Source organism: Robbsia andropogonis (assembly GCF_000970345.1).
In the GTDB taxonomy this organism is placed as follows: Bacteria; Pseudomonadota; Gammaproteobacteria; order Burkholderiales; family Burkholderiaceae; genus Robbsia; species Robbsia andropogonis.
In genome coordinates this window covers 50,330-72,501 of sequence record NZ_LAQU01000009.1, presented here as the reverse complement: position 1 = coordinate 72,501, position 22,172 = coordinate 50,330, and the positions used below count along the sequence as shown (strand labels likewise).

Here is a 22,172-nt window from a genome sequence, read left to right as displayed (position 1 = left end):
CCACCTCTGCTCGATCAGCGGGCGCTGAGCGGGATCGGCGGGGTGTTCAGCAAGCGTTGGGACAGGCGTTCCGCCTGTTCGCGGTCGGGCGCCATATGGACATCGGTGCCGAATGCTTTCTCGAGCTGCGGGGTATCGATTCGCATCATCACCCGGCGTGACGGATCCGCCTCGATGACGATCACGGCCCGGCAGCACGCGCCAAATGCTTCGTGAAACACCTTGTACCACTTCAGCGGTCCGCCCAGGCGGGTCTTCCGGTCGCCGGGCATGTCCGTCACGAACAGCACGAACGGCGTGTCCATGTCGAGCAAGGCAGCCGTATCGTCGTGCCAGCGTTGCGGGTCAACGCTCGAAAGGTGTGGCCAGTCGACCGTGACGTGCGGGAAGGACTGCACGTTGTAACAAACCAGATTAGGGCAGGCAAGCGGGGCAAAAGACTGCATCTGACGATCCTTTCGGTCTCGTCCGGTTTGCGCGTCTCTTCAACGTCTGGGAGCGCTGTCGAGTCTGTCAACTCTCCGGGAATGCCGGATCGACATGGCGGGGCAGTGGATTCAGGCGATGCTGCGGCGCAAACGTGCCGAGGAGGGCGGAAACAGGTTCCGAGGGCGGCGTATGTCCCTCGGGTTTCCCCTTATCTCGGACCGGACCACGCCGCAAGGATGCAGTTTTCATAAAGAAAGTGCTACTCTGCGCGGAACAATGATCTTTTGCAGCGTGCGTTAAACAAATATCTTGACGCGCACACCCTTTTGTGATTGCCTTGTCAATAATCCTGCGCGTGGTTCTGCTGTGCGAACAGCGTCCAACTGGCAATGAAAAGCGCGGCGATCAACGGGCCGATAACGAAACCGTTGATGCCGAACAGCGCCATGCCGCCCAAGGTGGAAATCAGCACGACCCAGTCCGGCAGCTTCGTGTCCTTGCCGACCAGCAGCGGTCGCAATAGATTATCCGCCAGACCGATCACGAACACGCAGAACAGCAGCAGGATGATCCCCTTCCATAAATGCCCGGTGGCGAACAGCAGGATGGCGGCGGGCCCCCAGACGAGTGCCGCGCCGATTGCAGGCAACAACGACAGAAAGGCCATCAGCACGCCCCATAGCAGCGAGCCTTCGATGCCGAGGATAAGGAAGATGACGCCGCCCAGGCCGCCTTGAACGAGCGCGACGACGATGTTGCCCTTGACGGTGGCCCGCACAACGGTCGTGAATTTCTGGAGCAGATGGGTTTTGTGTGATTCGTCGAAGGGCAGCGCGTGGCGGATCATCCGGCCAATCTGCCTGCCGTCGCGCAACAGGAAAAACACCAGATACAGCATCACACCAAAACTGATCACGAACTGAAACGTATTTTGTCCAACGCTGAGCGCTTGCGCCGCAAGAAACTGGCTGATCTGCGCCGCGCCCGCCGTGAGCTTGGCCTGCAGATCGCCGAAATCGATCAGCCCGTAGCGCGCCAGCAAGTGCTGCACGGATTCGGGCAGTGCCGCGATGATTTGCTGGAAATAGGAACCAATATTCAACTGGCCCTGCTGAATCCGCTGGTAGATCGATGCGACTTCCTGAATCAACGTGACGGTGACCAACGCGAGCGGCAGGATCACCAGCAAAAGGATGAACGCCAGCGTCACCAGGGCGGCAAGGTTTTGCCGATGGTTGAACTTCATCAGGAGCCAGCGTTGAACGGGCTGGAACATCAATGCAAGGATGGCGCCCCAGAACACCGCGCTGAAAAATGGCCATAGCACGAAACCAAGGCCCAGGGTAACGATGGCCAACAGGATGTGAAACGACTTCTCATAGATCCGGCGGTTATTCATGTAATGCTGCCTGCTGGGTTAGACGGTCTGCCAAAGCGGGGGACGATGGGCAGCTTGCCTGACGCCATTTCCTATTCCACTTGTTGCAAACAGCTTACACGAGCGGCGGCGCAATTGCGCGCTTGGCAAAGCCGGCAGCGCAATATTACGGTGCGGTTTGAGGAAAAAATGAAACCTTGTGGCGTGCAATCTGCTCCACATGCTATCTATTTGCTTGTGCAAGTAATGAGCGCGATTGCCGGGTGTTCGAGATGCCGGGTATTCTGGCAGGTCAACGGCGGGCGACGCGGTTGCCGAGCGGCAGGGCGCGACTGGCATCCTCAAAATCGAGCGGATCAATGATGGTGGCAATTTCGCGGATCACGGCGGCGAGCGACGTCGTGCCGAATTTGGATTTGATATTGGCGCGATAAACGTCGACCGTTTTCGCGCTGATGCCCATTTCGGCGGCAATCCGCTTGCTTGCCTTGCCATCTACGAGGCCGTTCAACACCTGCTGCTCCCGCGGCGTCAACTGTGCATGGCGGCGGCGCAGCGTTTCACTGCGCCGACTGCGTTGTCGCAGCGCGGTCGCCATTTTCAGCGCACGCTGCACACGTTCGATCATTTCCTGCGAGTTATAAGGCTTTTCGACAAAGTCGATGGCACCATTCTGCAATGCCCGCACCGACATCGGAATATCGCCATGGCCGGTAACGAACACGGTCGGCATGACGATGTCCGCGTTGCGCAGCGCCTCCTGCAAATCAAAACCACTCATCTCTGGCATGCGGACATCCAGTACCAGGCATGCGGCACGGTCTCGATCGAATTGTTCAAGGAAGGCGCGGGCACCGGCAAAGCCGATCGATTCGATATGCACCGAGCCAAGTAACCAGGCCAGTGAGGCGCGCATATCGTCGTCGTCGTCGACGATATAGACCACTGGCGCAGCGGAGTCGGTCGACGGCATGCCGCGTCCGGGCAATGCGCCATGTGCCGAGCGGTTGTCATGCATGGTGGCGTACGCGTGGAGGAAAGAAGGCACCCGACGAGCGGGCACTGCGCTATGGCGTAGCGGCTGTTTCCAGGAAACCGCTGCGTATACGAAGGAACGATATCACGCGGCGCGCGTGAAAAAAAAGTTCCGGCCCGTATTTCAAAGTGTTGAACGCTCGCGGTGTCGATTTGTGTGTTGCCGTGCGCCTGGAACTAAAGGTTTCTTTAGGCGAGAGCAGGATTTTAAGAATTACTACCAAAAAAAAGCCCCTCTAGACTCCCTGCATGCCGCCTATTCTTGAAAGGATCGTTCTCGCCATGGTTCGCACGCTCGCCGCCGCAAAGTTGACTTCGTTGGCATCGCTCGTCTCGCTGGCTGCCGTGCTCGGAAGCATGGCGCTTCCCGCGGTGGCGCAGGTAAAGGTAGGCGTGATCACGTCATCCACCGGTCCAACGGCACTGGTCGGCATACCGCAGCGCAATACCGTGGCGTTGTTGCCGGCAAAGATCGGTGAGCTGACGGTCAGCTATATCTCGCTGGATGATGGCAGTGATCCGACTGCGTCGGTGACCGATTTCAAGAAACTGTTATCCGAGGACAAGGTGGACGCGATCATCGGCCCGACCGGATCGCCGAATGCGATGGGCGTGATCCAGTTCGCCGCCGAATCGGGCACGCCGATGTTCGCTCCGGTGGGGACGGCCGCCGTGGTGCTGCCGATGACGCCGCAGAAGAAATGGGTCTACAAAACCACGCAAAACGACGACCTGGTGGCAAAAGCACTGGTGGATCACATGGCGGCGACACAGGTCAGGACCGTCGGTTTCATCGGATTGAATGATCCGTTTGGCGAGAACTGGTACAAGGTTTTCTCAAGCCTGGCGCAAGCGCATGGCATCAAGGTGGTGGATAACGAGCGCTATCAACGTGCCGACAACTCCGTCACGGGTCAAGCGCTGAAGTTGGTTGCCGCAAAGCCGGACGCGATCCTGATCGCCGCACCGGGCGGCGCGAGCGTACTGCCGGAAACCACGCTTGTCGATCTGGGCTACAAAGGCAAGTTCTATCAGACACACGGTGCCGCGCTCGACGCCTTCCTGAAACTGGGCGGCCGCAAGGTCGAAAGCACGATCCTCGCGGCCAGCCCGATGCTTGTCCTCGATGAAATTCCCGATAGCAATCCGTCGAAAGCCGTCGCGCAGCGTTACATCGATGACTACAAAAAGCGCTATGGCCAGACCCCGGCGACGTTCGGCGCGAACGTCTATGACGCGGGCCTGTTGTTGCAGCGTGTCGTGCCGATCGCGGTAAAGGCCGGGGCGCCTGGAACGCCTGCGTTTCGCAAGGCGCTGCGTGATGCGCTGGAGAACGTTCGTGATCTGGTGGGCACACAGGGTGTGTACAACATGACAGCGGATGACCACAGCGGTTTCGACCGCCGTGGCGTCGTGATGATCACCGTCAAGAATGGCAAGTGGACGTTGCTGAAGTAAAGGCTCATGAACGCACAAATCCTGATGATCCTCGGGCAGGACGGGCTGACAAACGGTGCGATCTATGCGTTGTTGGCCGTGTCGATCCTGTTGGTGTTCAGCGTGACGCGGGTGCTGTTCATCCCGCAAGGCGAATTCGTCGTATACGGCGGATTGTCGATGGCGGCAATGCAGAACGGCAGGCCGTTGCATGTGGTCTGGCTGCTCGTCGTGTTGTCCGTATTGTCCGTGGCGGCGGATGTCATCGCACGTCGTCGGCATCGGGGGGTGTGGGCGCTGCGTCCAGCGGAAGCAGGGCAACTGGCGTATCCCGTCATCCTCGCCGGCATGCTCGCGGTGTTGCCGCTGGCGGCCTTGCCGACCTGGGTCCAGGCGATGCTCGCGCTGGCCGTCATCACACCCATGGCGCCGCCGATGTATCGGCTCTTCTATCAACCGGTGGCCGATGCGTCCGTGTTGACGTTGATGATCGTGTCGATCGCACTGCATCTCGTGCTGGTCGGCCTTGCCTTGCTACTGTTCGGTCCCGACGGTTCGCGGACCTCGACCTTCGTCGATCTGCCGTTGTCGTTGGATGGTATCAACCTCGACAGCCAGGCATTGCTGGTCATGGTATTGGCCGGCTTGCTGATGGTGGCCATTCACCAACTGTTCGAGCACACCTTGTACGGCAAGGCGCTGCGTGCGGTGGCGTTCAATCGCATCGGCGCCCGATTGATGGGCATTTCGCCGGTCTTCGCGGGAAAAGCCGCATTTTTTCTCGCGGCGGTGATCGGTGTGGTGTCCGGCGTGGTGATCGCTCCGTTGACAACGCTGTACTTCGACTCCGGCTTTCTTATCAGCCTGAAGGGTTTCGTCGGATCGATCATCGGTGGTCTGGTCAGTTATCCGGTTGCGGCGGCCGGCGCGGTGGTGGTCGGATTGATCGAGGCATTCGCCTCGTTCTGGGCGAGCCCGTATAAAGAGATCATCGTGTTCACGCTGATCATCCCGGTATTGCTGTGGCGTTCGCGCAAACACGCGCCGCTCGAGGAGGAACATTGATGGCGCGCGTCATGCCCTCTACGACGCCGGTCGCATCGCGAAAGAATGCACGCTTGCGGAGTGGCTGTATCGTACTTGTGGCCGTGGCGCTGCTTGCCGCCCCGCAATGGTTGCCGGCGTTCTACGTCACCTTGCTCAACTACATCGCCTTGTATGCGCTCGTGACCGTCGGCGTCATCTTGTTGACGGGCGTTGCCGGTTTGACCAGCTACGGGCAGGCGGCTTTCGTCGGCATTGGCGCCTACACGACCGCGGTATTCACGACGCAGGCCGACGCGATGCCGGCCTGGCTCGCGTGGGTCGGCGTGTCTCCCTGGCTGACGTTATGCGCCGGCTGGATCCTGACGATCGTCGTGGCGTGGATAGTCGGTCGAGCAACCTTGCGCCTGTCGGGGCACTTTTTGCCGCTGGGCACGATTGCGTGGGGATTGAGCCTGTATTTCTGTTTTGGTGCCTTGCCGATGCTGGGTGGTAATAGCGGTATCGCCAACATCCCGCCGATTCATATCGGTGCGATGAGCCTGACGGACGGCCGCCATATCTACTACCTTATCTGGCTATTTCTTGGCGTCGGCATGTGGGCCGTGCGTAATCTGTTGCAGTCGCGAGAGGGCAGGGCGATTCGGGCGCTGAAGGGAGGCGTGGTGATGGCAGAAGCCATGGGCGTGGACACCCAGCGCGCGAAGATGACGGCGTTCCTGATTGCGGCAATGCTTGCCAGTGCGTCCGGCTGGCTATATGCGCATATGCAGCAGTTCGTCAATCCGGTGCCGTTCAGTATTCACGCGAGTATCGACTATGTCTTCATGGCCGTGGTCGGCGGCACGGGACAAGTCTGGGGCGCCTTGCTGGGCGCTGGCGTCATTACGTTGCTGAAGGATGTGTTGCAGGATGTCATGCCGCGTCTGCTCGGACAGAACCAAAACGTCGAGACGATCGTTTTCGGCCTCGGCATGATATGGATCCTTCATCACGCGCGTGATGGCGCGTTGGAGGCGAGCGGCCGCTTGCACCGTTGGATACTGGCGCGCGTCCGCCAACGTATCGACGTTGCTGCCAGTCGTGCAGGCGCGCAGGGGCACGATGCCATCAAGGCACGGGAAGCCGCGGAGACGGCACGCGCCGACGCCCTGAACCGCATGCGTCACGCTGCCTTCGCCGAGGCGTTGCCCATGCCACGCAAGCCGTTGCCGCAACGAGGTGAAACGGTATTGGTGGCCGCCGAGGTAACGCGCCGCTTCGGTGGACTGGTTGCAAACGATGCGATGAGTCTGAGTGTTCATGCCGGTGAAATTCTGGCATTGATCGGACCGAACGGCGCTGGCAAGAGCACGATGTTCAATCAGCTTTCCGGTGTTGATACGCCAACCAGTGGTGAGGTGTTGTTCCGTGGCGAACAGGTGGCGGGCCGGGGCGCGCGACATATTGCGCGACGTGGCATGAGTCGGACGTTCCAGCATGTGCGCTTGCTGCCGAAGATGACAGTGCTTGAAAACGTGGCGTTGGGCGCGCATCGACGCGGCGAAGCGGGTATCGCGCGTGCCGTGCTACGCCTAGATCGGGAAGAGGAGAGGCGGTTGTTTGCGGAAGCGGCGCAGCAACTGACGCGCGTGGGATTAGGTCGCTACCTGTTCGAGGAAGCCGGTACGCTTGCGTTGGGGCAGCAGCGCCTGCTGGAGATTGCACGGGCGTTGGCTTCGGATCCTTGTTTGTTGCTGTTGGATGAGCCGGCCGCCGGTTTGCGCTATCACGAGAAACAGGAACTGGCGACGTTGTTGACCAGCTTGCGAGCTGAGGGATTGGCGATTCTGCTCGTCGAGCACGACATGGCATTCGTCATGAACCTGGTGGATCGAGTGATCGTCATGGAGTTCGGCAAGAAAATCGCGGAGGGCATGCCGGCTGCGATCCAGGATGACCCTGTCGTACAGCGTGCCTATCTCGGGGAGGGTGAAGCATGAACGCACCCATGCGACAAGCGCAAGTGGACAGGATGGCGGCATCCAACCGCGATGACGCGGCGATGTTGCAGGCGGACGGCCTGAGCGTCAGCTATGGCAAGGTCCGCGCGGTGGAAGACGTCTCGTTGACGGTCGGGCGCGGGCGGATCGTGACGGTCATCGGACCGAACGGCGCGGGCAAGACGACGTTGCTATCGGCGCTGATGGGCCTATTGCCTTCCCAGGGTGGCATCCGGTTCGCGGGGCAGCGGTATGCGCATCCCGACGTGCAGGAGATGGTCAGCGCCGGGATGAATCTGGTGCCGGAAAAGCGCGAACTGTTCTTGGAAATGTCGGTCGAGGACAATCTCGTCCTGGGTGCGTTTCATCGACGTCGGCATCGCGATCACCTTCAGGACTTGGAAGCGGTCTATGGGCTCTTCCCGCGCTTGCGTGAGCGGCGTAAGCAACTGACGGGCACGCTGTCCGGTGGCGAGCGCCAGATGGTCGCCATCGGCCGTGCGCTGATGGGGCGGCCCGCGCTGCTGATGCTTGATGAGCCAAGCCTGGGACTGGCGCCGCTCATCGTCAAGGAGATCTTCCGTATCGTGCAAACGTTGCGTGAGCGTGGTGTATCCATTCTCCTGGTGGAGCAGAACGCGCGCGCCGCGCTGCGGATTGCTGATTATGCGTACGTACTCGAGATGGGGCGCGTGACGGTGGCCGGCCCGGCCGCGGATGTCGCCGCGGACCCGCGCGTGACGGCGATCTATCTCGGAAAAGCCGGCGGAGAGGGGCAGACGTGCCATCCGCAACCCGGTGCCGTCGTTGCGCCGGGGCAGACGGCGCGGGTCGAGCAAGTGGGTCGCATATGACACGGGATACGCCTCTCGATAACGCGAAGCGGGCGCGTCGCGCATTACGTATCACGGTAGTGGGCGCCGGCGCCATCGGTGGCACCTTGGCCGTACGTCTTGCTTGTGCGGGACACATGGTCAGCGTGTTGACACGCGGTGCGACGCTCAAGGCGCTTCATGAAGGACCCGCTTCTCTGAGCGATCTCGATGGCATGCACCAGGCCCGTCTCGCCGCCTACGACAGCGCGCCGCATGTCGAAGACGGTGCCGTCGTGATGCGGGAAGCGAGCGCCGCGGCGATCGGTCCGCAAGACTTGGTGATCACGGCGGTGAAGGCGCACGCGTTGCCCGGGGTGGCATCGATGGTGCCGCCGCTATTAGGAAAGGGTACGCGGGTCATGCCCCTCGTCAACGGTGTGCCGTGGTGGTATTTCCAGGGAATGGGCACGCGCGGCGCTGACGCCGCCACGGTACACACCACCAAGCCGCACGCGATGATCGCGCGTCCGATTGCCGCGTTGGACCCCGAAGGTCTGCTGGCACGGTGTATTGCGCCAGAGCGCATTGTCGGCGCCGTTGTTTATATGACCGGCCATACGCCCTCGGCGGGCGTTTATGTCGCGAATAATCCGCATCGGCTGATTATCGGTGGCATCGGAGAGACGGATGACGTTGGCCATGATGGCGATGCCAGTACCGAGATGTCCTTGTTCTGCATCGCGGCGGGGTTCAATGACGCCGGGATCGTCACGCATCGCAGTGCGAATATCCGCGCAGACATATGGGCCAAGCTCGCGGGTAACTTGACGTCGAATCCGCTATCGGTGCTGACTGGCGCAACCTTGGAACAGATCTATGGCGAGCCTGATCTGTTGCTGACGGTGCGGCCTATGTTGCAGGAAATCCGAGCGCTCAGTAAGGCGCTTTCGGTTTCCCTACCGTTCGAAGACGATGCGTTCCTGGCGCGTTGCCGGGGCATGGGGGCGGTAAAAACCTCGATGTTGCAAGACGCGGAACGTGGCAGACCATTGGAGATGGGCGCGATTGGTGACGCGGTGCTTGAGCTGGCCACGCGTGCCGATGTCGCGATGCCAGTGACAACCTCGGTACTTGGCCTCGTGCGCCGCCACGTGTCCAGCGCGCCGCGCCCCTGACCGTATTCGGCCGGGACATGCAGGGGCGTTTGCTATTGCTTCCGCGCGAATGCCGCCAGCCGCTTCACAAGATGCAACCAGTAAAGGCGAGACTTTCATGAACGACATTGCCCCCCCCTTGGCCGCGGAATCCGCTCCGCGCCCGGCGCATATCGATGCAAACGAATGGGCGTTACGAGAGCAATTGACGCACTTTTATCACCTCGTCGATTACCTCGGTTGGACGGAACTGATCTTCAACCACATCTCCGTTCGGGTGCCGGGCACGGACGGTCATTATCTGGTCAATCCATTTGGACTCAACTACAGCGAGGTCACGCCAGGAAACCTGCTGAAGGTCGACCTGGACGGCAAGCTGGTCGAGCCATCAGACTATCCGGCCAATCCGGCGGGGTTCGCATTGCATAGCGCTATTCATGGTGCGCGCGAAGATGTGCATTGTATTGTGCATACGCACACCACGCCGGTGTCCGCAATCGCGTTGAAGCAAGGTGGTTTTCGTCACGACGATTTTTACGGCGCGCAGTTGTTCGGTCGTGTTGCGTACCATGCATTCGAAGGCATCACGCTGTTTGCAGAAGAAAAAGAGCGGATGCTGGCGAGCCTGGGGCCCAGGCATGTGCTGGTACTACGCAATCATGGTGTTGCAGTGTGTGAGAAAGACATTCCTGGCACGTTCATGTTGCTTTGGACCGTACAGCGTGCCGCCGAGATTCAGTGCCAGGCGGGCGCGCTGCCGGGCCCGGATGTGGCCCTGGATGATCTGGTCAAGACGCGATGCGCCGACCTCGCGGCGCAGTTGATTCAGAACGACCGCTTCGCCATCCTATTGTTCGATGCCACGGTGCGAAAGATGAAGGCCGGACGCACACGCTGATGTAACGCATTTCATGTCGCGGTTGCGTCTCATGCGTCCGTGCGGACCGATATCACGCGCCATGTTTCAGCGGTAAAGAAAAGCCGAACGTCGTACCATTCGGGGCGTGCGGCTCCGCCCATACGTCACCGTCGTGCCGGGCAATGATGTTCTTGCACACGGACAGGCCCAGGCCGTTGCCGGACGGTTTTGTCGTGAAAAAGCCGTCGAAGATCCGGCTCTGCACATTCGGCCCCAGCCCGGTACCGAGGTCCGAGACGGTCAGTTGAGCCCGATCGCCCACGCGCGTGGTCTGGAGTGTCACCACCCGCTGCTTTTGTTTCAGTTCACGCATCACTTCCATCGCATTGAACGCGAAATTCAGGATAACCTGACCGACCAATACTTTCTCGCACCGTACCAGCAGGGGGTGTTCATCGAGACGTGTTTCAATACGGACGCCTTCCTCGCGCGCGCGCAGGCGCAGGAAGTAGTAGACATCATTGACAACAGCGTTCAGGTCGATGTCTTCCACCACCTGTTCGAGCTTGACGACGTAGTCCCGCACGCTTTTGATGATGCTTGTGGCGCGCTCCATTTGCTTCATGGCATTCTGCATGCCCCAGATCACGTCCGGGGCAGGGGTCGTGCCGGCTTGCAAGCGCAGCATGCCACCTTCAATGAAATTACGCGCCGATGCCAGTGGTTGACTTAATTCATGGGACAACGTCATCGCCATTTCTCCCATGGCGTTATAACGTGCCATGTATTCGAGAGCGCGTTCGTTCAGCCTTGCTGCCTCCTGTTCGGCAACCTGGCTTGTGACATCCCGAAAGTGCAGCAGGATACCGCTCCATTCTTCATCGAGCGCCACATAACGACAGGTGGCGTCATGCCAGCGTACACTGCCGTCGCGAACCACGGCACGATAGCGGAAGGTCGGCGGTGTCTTGCCTTCCGCGGCTTGCGCCAGGCGTCTCGTCAAAAGCAGCGAATCGTCGGCCGCGCCGAGTGAAAAAAAGTTCGTCGGTTCGGGGTCGTCGTCCCGTAGACCGAGCAACGGTCGCGCGGATTCGCTGAGATAGCGGATCGTGCCGTCGGCATCCACCACGGCAATGCCTTCCGTGAGGTCCTGCATGAATTCCTTCAGTCGCGTTTCCAGTCGTCGCAAGTCCTGCTTGATGCGCTCTTCGGCTGCAATGTCCCTGAACTGCACCATCACGACATCGCGGTCGTGCAGCGTTACGCGGGTCGCGACTGCTTCCGAGAAGATTTCCGTGCCGTCTTTCGCGCGATAGGGCCATTGCACGATGCATTCCCCTTTTTGCACCGCATCCTCGAGCCACTGGCGGCCTACCTCGCGCCGATATTTCTCTTCGTTACGCGTCATATCTGGTGCTTTCAGCGGCAACAGTTCTTCCACGGTGAAGCCCAGCGCCGTGCAGGCGGCGGCGTTCGCCCAGAGGATGTCCTTGCTCTGGGCGTCGTGCAGCAGAATGCACGTTTTCAGGGACTGCAGCATCGCCAGGCGATCGCTGTCTTGCAGGGCGAATGTCATCGTTTTCCGAGGGGTGCGAGACGGCACGGGCAGGTCTCGCGCACGCGTGGCTTAACCTGATTTATCTCCAAATCATAGCGCGAAATGACGTGATTTTTGTTGGGGCCGAGGGATGTTCGAGCGTGATTCCGGGTTGCGTGCGATGTTCCATTCACGAGTATTAGGGAAATCTTTAGTTGGACCGCTCGCTTTCTTTAACGCACGCTGCACAGTCCCAATTGCCGCGCATTTATGGTATTTCTACACTCGACGTCATCACCTTGCGTCGTTGTCATCACGTCGCGACACGATATTGCCGTTTTTTCGATACGAGGTTTTAGAATGACATCCGATACGACGCGCCATGCGGCCACCCTGTCTGACGTGAGGAGTGTTTGTGATGCCGTCGATTTGTCGATTCCCGTGATGACGCAGGGTCTGGGGGCGGGCCCGACCGATACGCCGTTATCGCTCGATAGCGTATGCGAGCACATCGTTGCACGCCGCGACGAATTCACGCGACTGTCACATGTGCCGCGTGACGTGATCGATTTATTCAAGCGCGCGCATCTCTATCGTGCCGCCACGCCAAGGCGTTTTGGCGGTACGCCGATGCCGCCGGCGCAGTTTCTTCGGATGATTCAACGCATTGCCGAGGCCGATGGTTCGGCGGGCTGGGTGGCAAGCTTCGGATCGGCAAATGTCTATCTTGCGGCGCTGCCTTTGGAAACGCAGGCGATCCTGTATGCATCGGGGCCGGATCAGGCGTTTGCCGGAGGGTTGTTTCCCGTGCAACCGGCGACCGTGACGCCCGGTGGCTATCGCGTCAACGGCCGCTGGCGCTTCGCAAGCGGTTGCAAGGGCGCCGACTGGCTTGGCGTCGGGATTGGCGGTGCCCCGGGCACAAAGCCACGAATGGCCATCCTGCCGCCATCGCACGTCGAGATCGTCGAGAACTGGGATGTCGTGGGCATGCAGGGGACCGGTAGCCATGACTTATGCGTGCGCGACAGGTTCGTGCCCGAGGAATGGACGTTCGTGCGTGGCGGGCAGACCCAGGTGGATGAACCGCTTTACCGTTATCCGACGATCGCGTATGCCGCGCAGGTGCTGGCGGTGGTGAATCTTGGCCTGGCCCGGGCAGCGCTGGATACGGTGAATCAGATGTCGGGTGCCCGCAAGACCAACACCGGCGCGCCGCAACTTGCCGACCGCGCCTATTTCAAGATCGGCGTAAGCAAGGCGGAGGCGCGCTTGCGTAGTGTTCAGGCCTTTTTCTACGAGACCACGGAAGCGGTGTGGGACGATATCGCGCGAGGGAATCACCCCACGCCCGACCAGGTCAGCCAATTGCGCTTGACCGCGGCGGAGGCCGCGTTTGCGGGCGCTGATGTGGTACAGAGCGCGTATCGGCTGGGCGGCATTGCGGCAATCTATTCATCGCATCGCCTCCAGCAATTGATGCGTGATGCAATGGTGGTGACCCAGCATGCGTTTCTTGGCGAAGGGATTTACGAAGGCGCTGGTGCGGTCTATGTGGGCGCTACCCCGTTCCCGGGTTATATCTAAACACGTTTCTCAAAGGATCGACCTGTCATGAGTGAAACCGTAACGCCGCTGCGCGTCCTTTTCTGCTGCAGCGTGACACAGAATTTTTTCGATTTGCCGCGCGATCAGATCAGCACGGTCTGGCGGGCGTATGGCCAGATGTTGAAGTCGGTCGAGCAGATGGAAGGGGTATCCGTACTCGGTATCATGGATGATGACCGTCTGGTCGTAGGGAACGGCGATGCGAATAACTGGACGTTCTACATCATGGCCGACGTCAAGGATTTCGAGACCGTGACGGCGGTGTGCAATTTGTACCGCACGACACACGTTGGTGAGCATAACCTCTGGCGGTACGGCAAGATCGAGGCGCGCGTCGGCCGCGCGCTGACCGTCCCGGCGGATGCGCAATAGGAGGCGCGGATGAGGCACACGGAAGCGTCACGCGTCGTTCTGGTCACTGGTGGTGCACGCGGTCTTGGCGAAGTCATTGCGCGTGCCTTTCATCGCGCCGGCTATCGCGTCGCCATCGGCGACATCGCGGTGGACGAGGCAATCAAGGTAGCCGCCGAATTGAGTGCGGACGGGAGCACTGCGTTTGCGCTACCGCTGGACGTCACGTCGAAGGCCGCATTTGAATCGGCGCGCGATGCGATGCTGTCGCGCTGGAACCGGATCGACGTGTTGGTCAACAACGCCAGTACGACACAAGTCGTTCCGGTGATGGAAATCACTGCCGAGCAATTTGATCTGGTAATGAATGTGAACCTGCGTAGCGTGTTGTTTGGCTGCCAGGTGTTCGGCACCTATTTCGGAGTGAACAAGGTTGGCCGGATCGTCAACATAGCCTCGCTCGCCGGACAAAACGGCGGGTCCGCGACCGGCGCCCATTATGCCGCGGCGAAGGGTGGGGTGTTGACCTTGACGAAGGTGTTCGCGCGTGACCTGGGACCGTTGGGCGTGACGGTTAACGCGGTCTCCCCCGGCCCGCTGGATCTGCCGATCGTGCACCAGAGTGTACCGCCGGAACGACTGCGGCAGGTCATTGCGAACATCCCCGCCGGCCGTTTGGGAGCGCCGGAATATATCGCGGAGGCGGTGATCATGCTCGCCGCGGAAAACGCGTATTTCGCGACAGGCGCGTGCTGGGATATAAACGGCGGTTTGTACATGCGATGACGGGCGACGACCGCAATCGCGTTTTATGTGGCTTTCCCGCTGCGCCTCCCGCCCGCGGGCCGTGCGCCAGCGGCAGTCGGCATCGGAGGCCCGTGACGGATGAGGCATGCGGGCCTGCCTTCATCGGCAACCCGCATGAAGGCGGTGTGACGCGCCCCGTTGCGGGTACGGACATCATCAGCGAAATGTCATTGGCATGAAGTGGTGAAGGCAGCGGCGCGACATTGGCTCGCAAGAGAATGAGCCGGGTGACTTTACGTCATGAATGTCGCTTGTTTGACCTTCTGCATAACGAACCGTATTGTGATGGTGGGTTGCCGGTGCGGCGACGTCGAGAATATCGGGAGGAATCATGGTCGATACGGAAGCCATCCGGCTGCAATTCCGGGACGCGATGGCGTCATTGCCGGCCGGTGTCAATGTGATCACCAGCGATGGCGAAGCAGGACTATGCGGCATCACCGCGAGTGCGGTCTGCTCCGTGACCGATACGCCACCCACCTTGCTGCTGTGCATCAACCAGCAGGCGCGGGCACATGATGTACTTGCGAAGAACGGCCGCCTCGCAGTCAATATGCTGTCAGGGACATGCCAGGGTACGGCAATGGTGTTCGCCGGCGCGCAAGGTGGATCGATCGAGGAGCGTTTTGCAACGTGTGACTGGCGGATGGGTGACACCGGCGTACCGGTATTGTCCAGCGCCGTGGCAGCGCTGGAAGGCGTGATCGAAGAATGCAAGCAGGTGGGTACCCACTCGGTGTTTTTCGTGCGAATCGAACGCATCACATTGCAACCGGACCGCGATGGGCTCGTCTATTTCGCGCGGGCATTTCATTCGCTGGCGCGCGTGGCGGCGCACACCCCATGATGTGCATGGCGGGCGTCGCCACGATGCAAAAAGAGACAGGGTGCGACATGCACGCTGTCTCTCTCTCTATCAACCGTGTGGGAATGTGCCGTTCACGGCGTTTTCAATGCTGACTCGAATACGCGAGCGACCGCGCAGACCATCTCGTCGGCGCCATGTCGACCGATGATCTGCAATCCTCCCTTGATGGTCAGACCGGGCAATGGCACCGGCAGACTCAGCGCGGGATGGCCGCTGAGATTGAAGGGGCGAATCAGTGCTGAGACATTGATTACCGATACACCGGCCAACGCCTGCGCCACCGTGATCGGCAGTTCCGGCATGGTCGGCATGACGAGTACGTCTGCCTGATCTAGGATCGCATCCACGGCCTGGGTAAAGCGACTACGGACTGCTTCGGCGCGGGCAATGGCGTCTTCCGTGGTTTTTTTGGCGTTATCGAGACGCGCTTCCAGATCGGCTTGCAGCAGACCACGGTTCGTCAAGTGACCAAAGGCCTGCGCCGTTTCCGTGTTGATGATCGTCAGGCCCGCATCGAATGCGTCCGGCATATCCGGCAGCATGACCGACAGCGTGTCCAGCCCGGTCGCGGCGATCGCGTTCGCCACGCCTTGGGCGATTGTCGGGTTACAAGGCGGTTGCAAGACGGCGAGGCGATATCGACCGTCGGCGCGCTGTGTGCTCTCCATGTCGAAATCGTCGGTCAGCGCTTGCATCACACGCTCGATGATGTCCATGTCGCGTGCGAACGGACCGACGCAGTCGAGTGTCGTATAGTCCGGCGCCACGCCCACGCGACTGACGCGTCCAAACGTGGGTTTCAGGCCGATGACGCCGCAGCAGGCGGCCGGACCACGTATGGACCCACCGGTATCGGTGCCGAGCGATGCATTGGCCAGCCCCGCGCCCACGGCAGCGGCGCTGCCGCTCGATGAACCGCCCGGTACGCGCGCAGGGTCCTGCGGATTCGTGGCTGTTCCGGTGAAGGCATTGATGCCAGTCATGCCAAAGGCGAGTTCGTGCATGTTCGCCTTCCCGGTGATCGTCCAGCCACGGTCGAGCAGCCGGGTGACAACGTCGGCGTGTCGCGTGGCGGGCGCGACCTCGGCCAATGCGCGGCTGCCGGCCACGGTGCGCATGCCCGCGATGTCGATCGTGTCCTTGACGACGATCGACAGGCCGTTCGGTGCCGCCGGCGCCAGCGTGAAGGTGGAAACAAGTTCATTCATGTCATCGCTCCGCGAAAGGGCGCACGGGCGCCCGGGATGCAGTACGTCCTATGCGTCATCGACCCAGCGACCGCGCGGTCTGGCCCGCCAATCCGAAATCGGTATTCGGGATGTCCTTGATGAAGATGCGGCTCGGCTCACGGGTGGCGCCGAGCACGGTGACGCAGGCGCGATCGATCTGCGCGATCAAGGCGGCCTTTTGCGCCGCCGTACGACCGGCGATCAATAAGGCGAAGACAATGGGCGATGGCGCTTCGGCGCGCGACGCGGCGGCGGGGACCGCGTTGCCTGCCGCACCGTGATCGATTGCCGCATAATCTTCAATCATGATGCGCACGGATTCGATTGGTACCGTCAGCGCTTCTACGGTGGCGTGGCTCAGGGCCGCGATCAGCGCGGCTTTCTGCGAGGCGTCATGACCCTGCGCAAGGTGAATCTGCAATGTCGGCATCGTTGGTTCAGAGCAGGAAACCGATGGCGTTCAGTGCTTCTTCTGAGTCGACCAGGCGAATCACCTTGTCGACGATTCTCGCGTCACCGGGTGCCACACCCAGGGCGATGCGATGTGTCAGGTCGGCCGCGAACATCGTCGTCACACCGCGCTTGCAGGCCGCGACAATCTGCGCCGAGCGCACTTCGATAATGTTGTCGGCGTCGGGCTCGCCGCCCTTCGTGAAGCGGGACACCGAACGTACGGTACGCGCCGCGTCGCTTGCCGAAGAGGAGAAGCCACACGTCATTCGCTCCACGCGCAGGCCGCGCATGACGTGGTCGTCGTAGACGTAGTTCAACGTGCTGGCGAAGTCCGTGGTCTGCTGGTCGATCGGCACCGTGTAATGGCCGGTTTCGGTCCACAGCGTAAGCCAGGCATGGTAGTCCTTCTTGTCCAGCAGTTCGGCTTCGCGCCAGATCAATTCAATCGCACTGGCAAAAGCGGCGGAGGTCGCGGTTATCGTCATGTCATTGTTGTTCATTACGCTTTCTCCGTGCCGCCCGAACGCGCTGCCGCCGCGGCTTCACCATCTTCCATCATCTTGCGCCACATCTTGTACGCCTCTCTCATGCCCGTCTCGTCGGTGGAGTGCGCGGTGGTTTCGCCATTGTCCGACCGGGCTTCGCGATTCAGGCCGCGATTAACGAGAATCGGCACGTCGGGGCCGGCATGGGCACCGCGCTGCACCCGTTCCCACGCTTCGGCGTCGTCCGGGCTGCCGAAGCCGAACGGGCCTTGAAAGTGTTCGTGAATGCGCAGGCGCTCCTGGTTTGCCTCGTCCGGTCCGCCATCCATGCCCAGCGCGACGTGACGAATTTCCGTTTCCTCGGCCGAGAGGGGACGGAGCACACGAAAGAACGCCATCGATAACGCCAGATTCGGGAACAGGTTCAGGTTGAATCCCACGCCGAGCAGTGACCGCACGATGCGTCGTACTGCTTCCGGCGAATGCCTGCCGGACAGCTTCTCGATCAGCGGCGTGAAGCGTTCCGGCAGCGGCGCGCCATCGTCCTTGTCAAGGTCCACCAGGTTCGGCATCAATACGGCCAGGCTATGACCATTACCGAGGCCACGGCAGAATGCCCCGTCGTCGGTCATGAAGCTGGTGACGATCTTCTCGGTTTCCGCATCGATCGACTTCAACCATGACTTATGTACCACGGGGAAGTGATAAAGGTCCGTCGTGTTCTCCAATTGGATTTTCCAATTGCCCTTGAACTTGAACTTGTGCTCGCCGTTTGCCTTCACCGGATAGCCCGCGCCTTGTTTCATGAACAGGTCGATCCACGGTTTTGCGCCGCCGAGGAAATCTTCCAGCGGTTCGATGTCTTCGTTGAAGCTTGCAAAGATCAGTCCGGCATACATGCCCACCCGCAAGCTGACCAGTGGCAGTTCGCTTTTCTCTATCACTCCTTCATAGCCATCGCCGTATGGCAGTGCGCGCAGGGCACCATCGAGGCCATAGCTCCAACTGTGGTAGGGGCAGGTAAAACCTTTTGCGTTGCCTTTGTGTTGTTCGCAGACCGTGGCCGCACGGTGGCGGCAACGATTCTGCAAGACGCGCACTTGACCAGTCTTGTCACGTACGACAATCACGGGTTGACGGCCGATGGTCGTCGTCCGGAAATCCCCGACGTTCGGGATTTCGCTTTCATGCGCTACCCAGATCCAGGTCTTGTAGAAGATGTGCTCGAGCTCAGCTTCGAACAGCGCCGGATCGTGATACATCGACGGGGCGATCCGGTCGGTGCCGGCGCGAGCGTGCATGGCACCGCGATCCTTCAGCGCCGTGCAATCAATGATGTGAAGGGACGAATCGCTCATTATTCAACTCTCGGAAAAAAGGCCCCGCAGTGGGGGGCTACGGGGGCAAACCTTAAATGTCCAACGTGATCACGGCGCTCTTCGCCCGTGATACACAACAACAAATCGTCTTGTTCGCCGCGCGTTCCGCTTTACTCAGGCAGTGATCGCGATGATCCGGTTCGCCATCGACGACGTCGACGATGCAGGTGCCGCAAATGCCTTCCCCACAGGACGTGTCGATTTCGATGCCGATGCCGGCCAGGGCATCGACGATCGTTGTCCCGGCGCTTACCGTCACCCGTTGTCCGCTATTTGCCAGAACGACGTCGAAAGCGCCGGGTGCGGGGGTATCCGCGACCATTGGTGCGGGCTCGGCGCTGAAGCGTTCGAGATGCAGGTTATCCGCCGGGTGCGTGCGTTCGCCCACCACCATGACGTGATCCATGAATGCACCAGGGCCGCAGGTGTAGGCGTGTGCATCCGAACCACATCTCTGGAAAATCTTCGCCAATTCGTCGTCGAGTGCCTCGGGCGCCACGCCTGCATGCATCACGACGTGCCTGGCGAACGGTTCGGACGTCAGCAGCGGTACAAACGCCGCTTGCGCCGTGGAGCGCACGAAGTAATGCAGCGTAAAGGTGGAATCGGGCAGTGCCAACAAGTGATACGCCATGCTGAGCAATGGCGTGATGCCGATGCCGGCCGCGATCAACACATGCTCGCGTGCGCCATCGCTGAGCCGGAACAGGTTGCGCGGAACGCTGACGTCGATTTTGCTGCCAACGGTGAGTCGTTCATGAATGGCACGCGAGCCGCCGCGAGAATGCGCCTCCCGCTTGACCGCGAAGCACAGCGTTTGCCGATTGGCAGGCTGGCCGCAGAGCGAATATTGGCGTACTGGTGCGTCCGGCAGGATGACGTCGACATGCGCGCCGGCTTCATAGGCATCGAACGGCGTCCCGTCTACCCGGCTGATGTGGAACACCCGGATGTCGTCGGTTTCGTCGATCACCTGATCAACGCGTACCGCGATGCGTGCAGGCACGTTCGCCGTCGCGGACGGGGAACGAAGAACGGGGGACAGGCTGGGGGACGTCATGGTGTGCTTCCTTCGCTGTATCGCGAAACGGCTTGAGGACCTAGGTTAGGAAGGTTTGACAAATCCGTCAAATCTATAAAAAATGGATAGGTAAATAAATTCAATTTATTTGATGCCCCCAATACGCCGTCCCATAAACCCAATACGCCGTCCCATAAATAGACGAGACATGCCGGACTGTCGGACCCCGGCCTATGTTGCACCCACCCACCGGATGCCGCCATGAATGCTATTGACCACGTCGATTTGAACCTGCTGCGCGTCTTCCAGGCGATCATCGAGGAGGGCAGCTTGACGCGGGCGGGCCAGCGCCTGGGGCTGTCGCAGCCCGCCGTCAGTTATTCCCTTGGCCGTCTCAGAACGTTGTTCGACGATCCGTTATTTATCCGGACGCGTTCGAGCATGCAGCCCACCCCGACCGCGCTGGAGGTGTCGGCAATCGTGTCGCGGGCCCTGGAGACGGTGCGCGAGGCATTCCGCTATGCCGAGCGCTTTGATCCGCTGACGAGCAGCCGGACGTTTCGGCTTTCGCTATCCGATGCCGGTGAATTGGGATATCTGCCACGCGTATGTGAGGTGCTGCAGGAACGGGCGCCGCGTGTATCGATCCAGGTGGTGCCCACGCCCATCGCGTTGATCGGCGAGCGCTTGCGCAGCAGCCGGCTGGATTGTGCGATTGGTCACCTGCCGGAATTGCTGATGCAGACCGAGAGTGCGGTATTGTTCGAGGAAGACTACGTTTGCATGTGTCGCGCAAAACGGACGGGCGGCAGTACGGTCACAAAAGGGCGCATCGCCGCGACGGCATTGGCGACGTCGCATTCGGACGGTAAGTCGACGGGCAGCATCGGCATCATGCCACTCGCGGACTATCTGCGCGCATCGCATGTGCGCGTCAACTCGCTGGAACATAGCCATATGGGTATCGATGATGCCTTGCGTGCCCGTCGGGTGACGCGCAATGTGGCGTTGGATCTCTCCCATTTTGCGTCGCTGCCTGCGGTGCTCGCGGTCACGGATCATCTCGCCACCATTCCGAGGCGGCTGGCGCAAATTTTCCAGCGCAGTGGCGCATTTGATATCTTCGATTTGCCCGTGCCGTTGCCGGCGGTGCAGGTGACCCTGCATTGGCACGCCCATTTCGCCGCCGACGACGGTAACACGTGGTTCCGGGAGTTAATCACCGAAGTGGTCGGGCCGGCAATCGTGTGACAGTACAGGATGCCGCATACACTGGAAGCCCGTATATACGGGTTGCCGCACCGGTATGAGCCGGAGGGCGATCGCACCGCGCAACGGGCAGATACGCCGGCCGCGATAGTGCAAGCCGGCTGGAACGCACGGCAAATATCAAGGCTACTTATAGGGCGTGGGATATTTGATCGATTTGTTCTTCGCGGCTGATGGTCCTACGCTGCATGGCAATGGCGTATCATCACGCCCGCATTAACTGAATTCAGAATGTATTTATAGGAGTGACCCCCGATGCAACGCGATCAAAACACCGCCATCTCCCCGCCGATCAATTGCAGCGCCGAGGAGTGGGAGGCAAGGTTGCGGCTTGCCGCCACGTATCGGGTGTTTTTCATGATCGGTTGGCACGAGCTGATTTTCAACCACATCACGCTGCGGGTACCGGGTGAGCGAGATCAGTTGTTGATCAATCCGTTCGGCCTGGCCTATGATGAAATCACCGCGTCAAACCTGGTCAAGATCGATCTGAAGGGGAATATCCTCAGCGACAGTGCGTATCCGGTCAATCCTGCTGGCCTGACGATCCACAGTGCTGTGCACGAAGCCGTGCCCGACGCGCATTGCGTGATGCACATTCATACGACGGAGAGCGTGGCCGTGGCGTGCATGGAGGAGGGGCTGGTCGATCACAACATCTATTCGTCGCAGTTGCACGACAAGATTGCGTATCACACGTTCGAAGGCACGACGGTACATGACGGCGAGAAGTCGCGGATGATCGCCTCGATGGGAAACAAGAACCTGATGATCCTGCGCAACCATGGGCTGTTGTCGCATGGTGTGACGTTGGGTCACGCATTCGTGCTGATCTGGACGCTGAATCGCGCCTGTGAAATTCAGGTTGCGACGCATTCGATGCGTGGCAACATCATCCCGGTGCATCACGACATCAGTGCGCAATCGACGAAGGATGCGCTTCAGTACGATCCGCGTTTCCGTGGCGGTGACCAAGTGCTCGACGCGCTAATACGTCGTCTGGATCGCATCGATACGAGCTATCGACAGTAA

The 22,172-nt window shown here is 60.3% G+C and carries 21 protein-coding genes; 12 read left to right on the top strand and 9 right to left on the bottom strand.

Features of this window, described 5'->3' with window-relative positions; genetic code table 11:
* Nucleotides 1-14 precede the first annotated feature (14 nt).
* The 3 genes from WM40_RS27855 to WM40_RS10880 form a co-directional block, all read right to left on the bottom strand.
* Nucleotides 15-446 (bottom strand): hypothetical protein, encoded by a 432-nt coding sequence (locus WM40_RS27855; protein ID WP_157685774.1) that lies wholly within the window; start codon nt 444-446, stop codon nt 15-17.
* Nucleotides 447-769: 323 nt separating this feature from the next.
* Nucleotides 770-1,828: an AI-2E family transporter gene (locus WM40_RS10885; RefSeq protein WP_024902254.1), complete on the bottom strand. Its 1,059-nt coding sequence runs from the start codon at nt 1,826-1,828 to the stop codon at nt 770-772.
* A 271-nt stretch (nt 1,829-2,099) separates the two neighbouring features.
* Entirely contained in the window at nt 2,100-2,780 is a 681-nt protein-coding gene (locus WM40_RS10880) for a response regulator transcription factor (RefSeq protein ID WP_046152902.1), read from the bottom strand.
* A 344-nt stretch (nt 2,781-3,124) separates the two neighbouring features.
* Between WM40_RS10880 and WM40_RS10875 the strand changes: the two genes are divergently transcribed.
* The 6 genes from WM40_RS10875 (at nt 3,125) to WM40_RS10850 (ending at nt 10,172) form a co-directional block, all read left to right on the top strand.
* The gene (locus WM40_RS10875; protein WP_081764789.1) at nt 3,125-4,300 is read left to right on the top strand and encodes an ABC transporter substrate-binding protein; all 1,176 of its coding nucleotides are present in this window, start codon (nt 3,125-3,127) and stop codon (nt 4,298-4,300) included.
* Nucleotides 4,301-4,306: 6 nt separating this feature from the next.
* A complete protein-coding gene (locus tag WM40_RS10870) occupies nt 4,307-5,344 on the top strand; it encodes a branched-chain amino acid ABC transporter permease (RefSeq protein WP_036007952.1) in 1,038 nt (345 codons plus the stop codon).
* Nucleotides 5,345-5,355: 11 nt separating this feature from the next.
* Nucleotides 5,356-7,305, top strand: a complete 1,950-nt coding sequence (locus WM40_RS10865; protein ID WP_082102597.1) for a branched-chain amino acid ABC transporter ATP-binding protein/permease — start codon at nt 5,356-5,358, stop codon at nt 7,303-7,305.
* 32 nt (nt 7,306-7,337) lie between these two features.
* Nucleotides 7,338-8,159 carry an ABC transporter ATP-binding protein gene (locus WM40_RS10860; RefSeq protein WP_024902257.1) on the top strand — a complete coding sequence of 274 codons (822 nt, stop codon included), beginning with the start codon at nt 7,338-7,340 and terminating at the stop codon, nt 8,157-8,159.
* Complete coding sequence (locus WM40_RS10855; RefSeq protein WP_046152867.1) at nt 8,156-9,295, top strand: ketopantoate reductase family protein; 1,140 nt, start codon at nt 8,156-8,158, stop codon at nt 9,293-9,295. The genes WM40_RS10860 and WM40_RS10855 overlap by 4 nt, the downstream gene beginning before the upstream one ends.
* A gap of 97 nt (nt 9,296-9,392) precedes the next feature.
* Nucleotides 9,393-10,172, top strand: coding sequence for a class II aldolase/adducin family protein (locus WM40_RS10850; RefSeq protein ID WP_024902259.1), 780 nt, complete (start codon nt 9,393-9,395; stop codon nt 10,170-10,172).
* A 52-nt stretch (nt 10,173-10,224) separates the two neighbouring features.
* Here WM40_RS10850 and WM40_RS10845 read toward each other — a convergent pair whose 3' ends face one another.
* Entirely contained in the window at nt 10,225-11,709 is a 1,485-nt protein-coding gene (locus tag WM40_RS10845; protein WP_024902260.1) for a PAS domain S-box protein, read from the bottom strand.
* Between the two features lie 405 nt (nt 11,710-12,114).
* Between WM40_RS10845 and WM40_RS10840 the strand changes: the two genes are divergently transcribed.
* From WM40_RS10840 to WM40_RS10820, 4 genes are all read left to right on the top strand, one after another.
* Nucleotides 12,115-13,257: an acyl-CoA dehydrogenase family protein gene (locus WM40_RS10840; protein ID WP_036008006.1), complete on the top strand. Its 1,143-nt coding sequence runs from the start codon at nt 12,115-12,117 to the stop codon at nt 13,255-13,257.
* 27 nt (nt 13,258-13,284) lie between these two features.
* Nucleotides 13,285-13,650 carry a hypothetical protein gene (locus WM40_RS10835; RefSeq protein ID WP_024902262.1) on the top strand — a complete coding sequence of 122 codons (366 nt, stop codon included), beginning with the start codon at nt 13,285-13,287 and terminating at the stop codon, nt 13,648-13,650.
* A 9-nt stretch (nt 13,651-13,659) separates the two neighbouring features.
* Nucleotides 13,660-14,415 (top strand): SDR family NAD(P)-dependent oxidoreductase, encoded by a 756-nt coding sequence (locus WM40_RS10830; RefSeq protein WP_046152866.1) that lies wholly within the window; start codon nt 13,660-13,662, stop codon nt 14,413-14,415.
* A 352-nt stretch (nt 14,416-14,767) separates the two neighbouring features.
* Complete coding sequence (locus WM40_RS10820; protein ID WP_024902264.1) at nt 14,768-15,283, top strand: flavin reductase; 516 nt, start codon at nt 14,768-14,770, stop codon at nt 15,281-15,283.
* A 92-nt stretch (nt 15,284-15,375) separates the two neighbouring features.
* Here WM40_RS10820 and WM40_RS10815 read toward each other — a convergent pair whose 3' ends face one another.
* From WM40_RS10815 to WM40_RS10795, 5 genes are read right to left on the bottom strand one after another with little or no spacing between them, the layout of a single operon-like run.
* A complete protein-coding gene (locus WM40_RS10815; RefSeq protein ID WP_024902265.1) occupies nt 15,376-16,512 on the bottom strand; it encodes an amidase in 1,137 nt (378 codons plus the stop codon).
* A gap of 55 nt (nt 16,513-16,567) precedes the next feature.
* On the bottom strand, nt 16,568-16,963 hold the full coding sequence (locus WM40_RS10810; protein WP_024902266.1) for a tautomerase family protein: 396 nt from the start codon (nt 16,961-16,963) through the stop codon (nt 16,568-16,570).
* Between the two features lie 7 nt (nt 16,964-16,970).
* Nucleotides 16,971-17,486, bottom strand: coding sequence for an aromatic-ring-hydroxylating dioxygenase subunit beta (locus WM40_RS10805; RefSeq protein WP_024902267.1), 516 nt, complete (start codon nt 17,484-17,486; stop codon nt 16,971-16,973).
* On the bottom strand, nt 17,486-18,829 hold the full coding sequence (locus WM40_RS10800; RefSeq protein ID WP_024902268.1) for an aromatic ring-hydroxylating oxygenase subunit alpha: 1,344 nt from the start codon (nt 18,827-18,829) through the stop codon (nt 17,486-17,488). The genes WM40_RS10805 and WM40_RS10800 overlap by 1 nt, the downstream gene beginning before the upstream one ends.
* Nucleotides 18,830-18,881: 52 nt before the next feature.
* Nucleotides 18,882-19,910, bottom strand: a complete 1,029-nt coding sequence (locus tag WM40_RS10795; RefSeq protein WP_081764790.1) for a PDR/VanB family oxidoreductase — start codon at nt 19,908-19,910, stop codon at nt 18,882-18,884.
* A 222-nt stretch (nt 19,911-20,132) separates the two neighbouring features.
* Between WM40_RS10795 and WM40_RS10790 the strand changes: the two genes are divergently transcribed.
* Both WM40_RS10790 and WM40_RS10785 read left to right on the top strand, forming a co-directional pair.
* On the top strand, nt 20,133-21,122 hold the full coding sequence (locus tag WM40_RS10790) for a LysR family transcriptional regulator (protein ID WP_046152865.1): 990 nt from the start codon (nt 20,133-20,135) through the stop codon (nt 21,120-21,122).
* 273 nt (nt 21,123-21,395) lie between these two features.
* Nucleotides 21,396-22,172 carry a class II aldolase/adducin family protein gene (locus WM40_RS10785; protein ID WP_024902271.1) on the top strand — a complete coding sequence of 259 codons (777 nt, stop codon included), beginning with the start codon at nt 21,396-21,398 and terminating at the stop codon, nt 22,170-22,172.

What these genes read in the sequence shown, in the direction of transcription:
- WM40_RS27855 (WP_157685774.1), bottom strand. Translation starts at nt 446, where the DNA reads ATGCAGTCTTTTGCCCCGCTTGCCTGCCCTAATCTGGTTTGTTACAAC.
- WM40_RS10885 (WP_024902254.1), bottom strand. Translation starts at nt 1,828, where the DNA reads ATGAATAACCGCCGGATCTATGAGAAGTCGTTTCACATCCTGTTGGCC.
- WM40_RS10880 (WP_046152902.1), bottom strand. Translation starts at nt 2,780, where the DNA reads ATGCCGTCGACCGACTCCGCTGCGCCAGTGGTCTATATCGTCGACGAC.
- WM40_RS10875 (WP_081764789.1), top strand. Translation starts at nt 3,125, where the DNA reads ATGGTTCGCACGCTCGCCGCCGCAAAGTTGACTTCGTTGGCATCGCTC.
- WM40_RS10870 (WP_036007952.1), top strand. Translation starts at nt 4,307, where the DNA reads ATGAACGCACAAATCCTGATGATCCTCGGGCAGGACGGGCTGACAAAC.
- WM40_RS10865 (WP_082102597.1), top strand. Translation starts at nt 5,356, where the DNA reads ATGCCCTCTACGACGCCGGTCGCATCGCGAAAGAATGCACGCTTGCGG.
- WM40_RS10860 (WP_024902257.1), top strand. Translation starts at nt 7,338, where the DNA reads ATGGCGGCATCCAACCGCGATGACGCGGCGATGTTGCAGGCGGACGGC.
- WM40_RS10855 (WP_046152867.1), top strand. Translation starts at nt 8,156, where the DNA reads ATGACACGGGATACGCCTCTCGATAACGCGAAGCGGGCGCGTCGCGCA.
- WM40_RS10850 (WP_024902259.1), top strand. Translation starts at nt 9,393, where the DNA reads ATGAACGACATTGCCCCCCCCTTGGCCGCGGAATCCGCTCCGCGCCCG.
- WM40_RS10845 (WP_024902260.1), bottom strand. Translation starts at nt 11,709, where the DNA reads ATGACATTCGCCCTGCAAGACAGCGATCGCCTGGCGATGCTGCAGTCC.
- WM40_RS10840 (WP_036008006.1), top strand. Translation starts at nt 12,115, where the DNA reads ATGACGCAGGGTCTGGGGGCGGGCCCGACCGATACGCCGTTATCGCTC.
- WM40_RS10835 (WP_024902262.1), top strand. Translation starts at nt 13,285, where the DNA reads ATGAGTGAAACCGTAACGCCGCTGCGCGTCCTTTTCTGCTGCAGCGTG.
- WM40_RS10830 (WP_046152866.1), top strand. Translation starts at nt 13,660, where the DNA reads ATGAGGCACACGGAAGCGTCACGCGTCGTTCTGGTCACTGGTGGTGCA.
- WM40_RS10820 (WP_024902264.1), top strand. Translation starts at nt 14,768, where the DNA reads ATGGTCGATACGGAAGCCATCCGGCTGCAATTCCGGGACGCGATGGCG.
- WM40_RS10815 (WP_024902265.1), bottom strand. Translation starts at nt 16,512, where the DNA reads ATGAATGAACTTGTTTCCACCTTCACGCTGGCGCCGGCGGCACCGAAC.
- WM40_RS10810 (WP_024902266.1), bottom strand. Translation starts at nt 16,963, where the DNA reads ATGCCGACATTGCAGATTCACCTTGCGCAGGGTCATGACGCCTCGCAG.
- WM40_RS10805 (WP_024902267.1), bottom strand. Translation starts at nt 17,486, where the DNA reads ATGAACAACAATGACATGACGATAACCGCGACCTCCGCCGCTTTTGCC.
- WM40_RS10800 (WP_024902268.1), bottom strand. Translation starts at nt 18,829, where the DNA reads ATGAGCGATTCGTCCCTTCACATCATTGATTGCACGGCGCTGAAGGAT.
- WM40_RS10795 (WP_081764790.1), bottom strand. Translation starts at nt 19,910, where the DNA reads ATGACGTCCCCCAGCCTGTCCCCCGTTCTTCGTTCCCCGTCCGCGACG.
- WM40_RS10790 (WP_046152865.1), top strand. Translation starts at nt 20,133, where the DNA reads ATGAATGCTATTGACCACGTCGATTTGAACCTGCTGCGCGTCTTCCAG.
- WM40_RS10785 (WP_024902271.1), top strand. Translation starts at nt 21,396, where the DNA reads ATGCAACGCGATCAAAACACCGCCATCTCCCCGCCGATCAATTGCAGC.